A 5,022-nucleotide genomic window follows, 5' to 3' on the forward strand; every position below is an offset into this window, starting at 1 on the left:
ACCACTACGCTGACCACCAGATCACCGTTGTCGTAGATATGCACGGTGCTGCCTGGCTCACCTTTACCCGACAGGGTCGGGGTGGTGTCGTCGGTCGACTCGCCGCTGTTGATCGGGCCTTGTACGGCGCCTGCATTGTCGAGGGTCGACTCGATGCCTGGCGCGACAGGTACTACGGTGTCGATGGTAATAGCATGGATTGCAGTCTCCAGACTCACGTTGCCCGCGGCGTTAGTGGCAGTGGCGGTGAATGTGTGCAGACCATCGGCCAGAGCGATTTCCGGGGTGAAGCTCCAGAGACCTGCGGCGTCAGACATCACAGTACCCAGCAGAATGCCGTTACTGTAAATCGAAATGGTCGAGCGAGGTGCGGCAGTACCTTCGATGGTCGGACGGGCGTCGTCGGTAATGGCGTTTTCTTGCAGGATACCCTGAGTCGAACCGACATCATCCTTCACTGCGGTGATGACCGGCATCGGTGGCAGGCCAAGCATTACGGTCAATTCCAGGGGAGCGGAAGGCGCCGATACGAGACCCGCGCGGTCGGTCGCTGTCGCCGTGAAGGAGTGCGTACCCTCCACCAGCGGCTGCGCCGGGGTAAACGTCCAGTTACCATTGGCATCGGCAGTGACGGTGCCAATTTGACTGGCGCCATCAAAAATCTTGACGGTGCTGTGGGCTTCAGCCTTACCGTTAAGCACCGGGGTGACATCATCGGTGCTTCCACCGCTCAGGAGCGAGCCGGTGACCGCGCCGACGTCGTCCACCGCCTCGACGATTTGCGGCTTCTCGGGCGGCACGGTATCGATGATGATCTTGTACTCACGGGACATCAGGCCGCTGTTACCGGAGGCGTCCTGAGCAACCACCTTGAAGGAGTACTCACCATCGGTCAGCGGCGGGTTGAACCGGGAAAAACTCCAGTTACCAGTAGCGCTAGCGATAGTTGCGCCGATTTCGGCATTACCCCTGTAAATGGTGACCAAGGTGCTGGCCTCGGCCTTGCCGACCAGCGTTGGTGTGTTGTCGGTGGTGTAGCCACCATTGGCGACAGTTGAGGCAGTGCCGGTATGGTCCTGGGTGACCTGAGTGATCGAAGCACGCGCCGGAGCAAGGGTGTCGATGACCAATCCGATGACGGCCGAAGTATCCTGGGTTGCCACATCGCGTACGGAGAAGAATTGTGCCCCGTCTCCCAATCCTTCCTCCGGTTGAGCGGACCAGTTACCTTCTTCATCGACCTTGAAAGTCAGCACAGGTACGCCGTTATGCAGGAGTTCCAGGGTCGCGTTAGGCTCACCGACACCCTTGAACACCGGAAGCTTGTCATCGATGATCGGTAAAGCCTGGGTCGACCCCAGCTCAATCTCACCGGTGCTACCGCCGACATTGTCCTGGACCGAGGTAATCTGAGGGGAAATGGCGAATTCATTGAACGCACTCACACTCATCAGGCGTGGCCCGACCAGAGTTGCGTCCTCCTGAGCAATAGGCGCGTCAGCCTCAACGGGCTCGACGACATCGGCATTGAGCACTGCGAGCCGCTGTTCAATGGCCTCAAAGGTTGCCGAACGCTGAATGGCGGTCAGGAACTCCGATTCGTCCTGGTCTTGCTGGCGCCCCAGACTGGTGCTGATCCACTCCACAGCCCCCTGTGCAACGTCACTGCGAGCAACGAGGTGTTGATGGTACTCGCCACTACTGGTCAAGCTATAGATGCCGTTATCGCCCAGATAGAAGTCCTTTAACACTACATCGATGGACTTCTGCGGGTCGGTGTACAAGCGCAAGTTTAAGTCGTTATCAAGGCGCTGCGCAGTAACGGCTTCGCCAAGAAGCGCATTCTGTTGTTCGGTAAAGATATAGCGTCCACTTTCAACTGCAGGAATGGTCAAACTTGAACTTTCCTGCTCATCGAACGGAAAGAAGTACAGCATATTTTGCTTATTGAGAAAGGCGAATTTCATTTGAAATGACCAAAGTTAGAACAACAATATCAAGTGCAAGACAAAACCGACGGCCTGCCTTACGCCATTCAACAGCGAAATCCCAGCTCTAAGTCTGATGCGCTGGCAGATCTCCCAGACGACGCGGGAGCGCTCGCCTGACCGAGTTACATTTATCTTTTATTCACTCTGCACAGACTTTGGCTGCCAAGAAGCGAGCGCCCCGCACAGCCAGTTAATGGATTCATTAACCAACCTTAGTGTGACTCTCATCCACTGAATCAAACATAGGATTAGTCCTAAAGGCGCTTTAAGTTTGGAAAAAGTTGCGTTTACGAACGCCCGGAAAGAGACAAAAAAAAGGGCTGCAGAGCAGCCCCAAAAGGAAGAATTAATAACAGCGTGCTGATCCGCCGCGAAGCAGGTGGTAATGACCACCAACCTCGCGCAAGGCCACGGCGAATCGCCGTGGCTGAAGCCGGATGATCAGTGAGCGCGTTATTGGAGTTGCACCATGACCCCGTCCTGCACCAGTAACTGCGCGTCCAACGCGGTGTGTTGGTAAACCTCGTAGACAATGCCCGAAGCCGTCAGTTGGCCAAGCGCCTCCCAGTCGCCGACATCCATGCCGTTAGGCAGCAGGTCGTTGAGCAACACCACGTCACCAACGTTCCCCTTCACCGCGAGCTGCGTGCAGTCATCGGTGTTGAACGCACGATGGTTACCCAACTCGAGCACATCGCCCAGGGAGACCTTCACGGTGTTGTCGCCGGTACCGGTGAGGTCGATGACCTCGATCGAACTCAGGCGCGCTATCACGGACGACAAGTCCAAGAACTGATCGGCACCAAGCAGGTTCAGGGCGTCTACGCCGCGGTTGCCGTCGATCCGGTCGATCTGGCCCAGTACGCTGACATCATGAACGGAGAACAGATCGTCACGGCGCAGCCCATAGACCTCGGTGATTTCTCCGGTCAGAACAGTAGTGACCCCAACCGGAGCTTGGCCAATAGTGACAAAGTCGGACACATTACCGCCCTGGGTGACGACCGCAGCGCTGGCGGAACCGATCGAACCTACCTCCAACTTGGCGAAGCCGGCAGCGACGTCTTCCTGAGTCAGCGTATATTCGAAGCGATGCGCACCATTGTCAGCGACCACGGCAATACGCTCACCCACCCGGACATGGGACGGATCGAACCCCACCTGCAAGTGGGTATCCATCAACTCTATCGAGGCCAGTGCACGCGGCACCATGACGTCCAGCAGCACAGCCTGCTGAGTGACGGTACCAGAAGCACCGAACTGATCGACTACCCTGGTCTGGATCACCCAACTACTGGAGATATGGGCACTGCGATCCTGTATGACCCAGCTGGTGCCGTCGACCAAGGCATCAAACCAGGTTTTTCCGCCGTCATGGGAAACCTGCAGTTTCAGTCCAGGCGTCAACTCAGCACTCAGCACGCCTTGCAGCAGTCGTCCGTAGGATCCGTTATTGGTGATGAAATCGTTACCGTCATGTCCCGAGTCCTTGCCCATATGCGACAGGTAGGCGACCTGGGTCGGGCCGGTTTTGATAACCAGATCAATCGGGTCGGATACCGGGCTGCGTTCACCACCCTGGCTCACGACGACTGCGCTGAAACTGTATTCACCATCAGCCAATGGCGTCTCTGGCGTGAAGCTCCACTCGCCTGAACCAGACGCCGTGACACGACCAATCTCGAAGCCCTTGTCCTCGACGACCACCGTACTGCCCGCTTCAGCCTTGCCGCTGAGAGTCGGTTGGTTGTCATCAGTGGTATCGCCGGAGATCAGGTTGCCTTTCTGCGCACCCTGGTCGTCATAGACCGACTCGATGCTTGGTTTGGTAGCTGCCGAGGTGGTGACGATCACCACATAAGCATCGGAAGTCGCAGACCTGTTGCCAGCCCGGTCTTCGCTGACCACGGTGAAGCTATGCTCGCCTACAGTCAGCGCTACGTCCGGGACGAAGCTCCAGTTGCCATTGCTATCCACCCCTACACTGCCCAACAGGCCAGCATTGTCGGAGATATGTACGGTGCTGCCTGGCTCCCCCCTGCCCGTCAGGGTCGGGGCAGTGTCGTCGGTCGAGCCGCCATTGCCGACCGGACCTTGCAGGTCGCCGACATCGTCGGTGACCGCATCGATGCCAGGCTTGATCGGGGCTGCAGTGTCGACGATGACCACGTACGCAGCGGATGGCTCGGAGGCGTTGCCGGCTTTGTCTTCATTGACCACGGTAAAGCTGTGCTTGCCTTCGGCCAGTGCTACGTCCGGGGTGAAGCTCCAGTTGCCGGCAGCGTCCACCGGCACACGACCGATCTCGACACCGTTGTCGAAAATCACCACTTCGCTGTTAGCTTCAGCCTTGCCGCCGAGGGTCGGCTTGGCGTCATCGGTGGTATCACCGGCGAGCAGATTGCTTTGCTTGTCACCCTGGTCGTCGAATACCGACTCGATGCTTGGCTTGCCTGGCACCATAGTATCGACGATGAGCACATACTCATCCGATGGCTCCGACGCATTACCCGCCGGGTCAGTGATGACCACTTCGAACACGTGCTCGCCTTCGGCCAGCGGTTCTTCAGGGGTGAATGCCCACTTGCCGTCTTCGCCGATCTGCACTTCGCCAATGACATTGCCATTGTCGATGATGGTGACCTTCTCGCCTGGAGTACCCTCACCGCTCAGGGTCGGTTGGGTATCATCGGTGCTTTCACCGCTTGCAATCGGACCCTGACCGTCGGCAACGCCACTCACGCCCGGTTTTTCCGGAGCCACGGTGTCGACGGTCAAGGCGAAGATCGCAGTCGGCGCACTTTCGCCCTTGGCGTCGGTGGTCACAGTTGCGGTCAGCTCGTGCACACCGTTGCCCAGTTCAGGCACGATGAAGCTCCAGTTGCCCGATACATCAGCCACGACCGAACCCAGCAACATACCGGCGTCATAGAGCTTGACGGTGCCGCCTGCCATGGCTTTGCCGCTGAGGGTTGGCGTGGTGTCGTCAGTGACGCCACCCTTGCTCAGGTTGCCTTGTTTACTACCAACG

Annotated in this window: 2 protein-coding genes; both read right to left on the bottom strand. The window is 57.9% G+C overall.

What is annotated here, in order from left to right; translation table 11 throughout:
- On the bottom strand, window positions 1-1,967 hold a 1,967-nt coding region (locus tag AC07YV_RS29660), incomplete at its 3' end, for an Ig-like domain-containing protein (RefSeq protein WP_494990394.1).
- A gap of 477 nt (window positions 1,968-2,444) precedes the next feature.
- A partial coding sequence (locus AC07YV_RS29665) for an Ig-like domain-containing protein (RefSeq protein WP_494990395.1) occupies window positions 2,445-5,022 on the bottom strand: 2,578 nt, incomplete at its 5' end.

The sequence above is a fragment of the Pseudomonas sp. GW456-E7 genome (assembly GCF_059424105.1).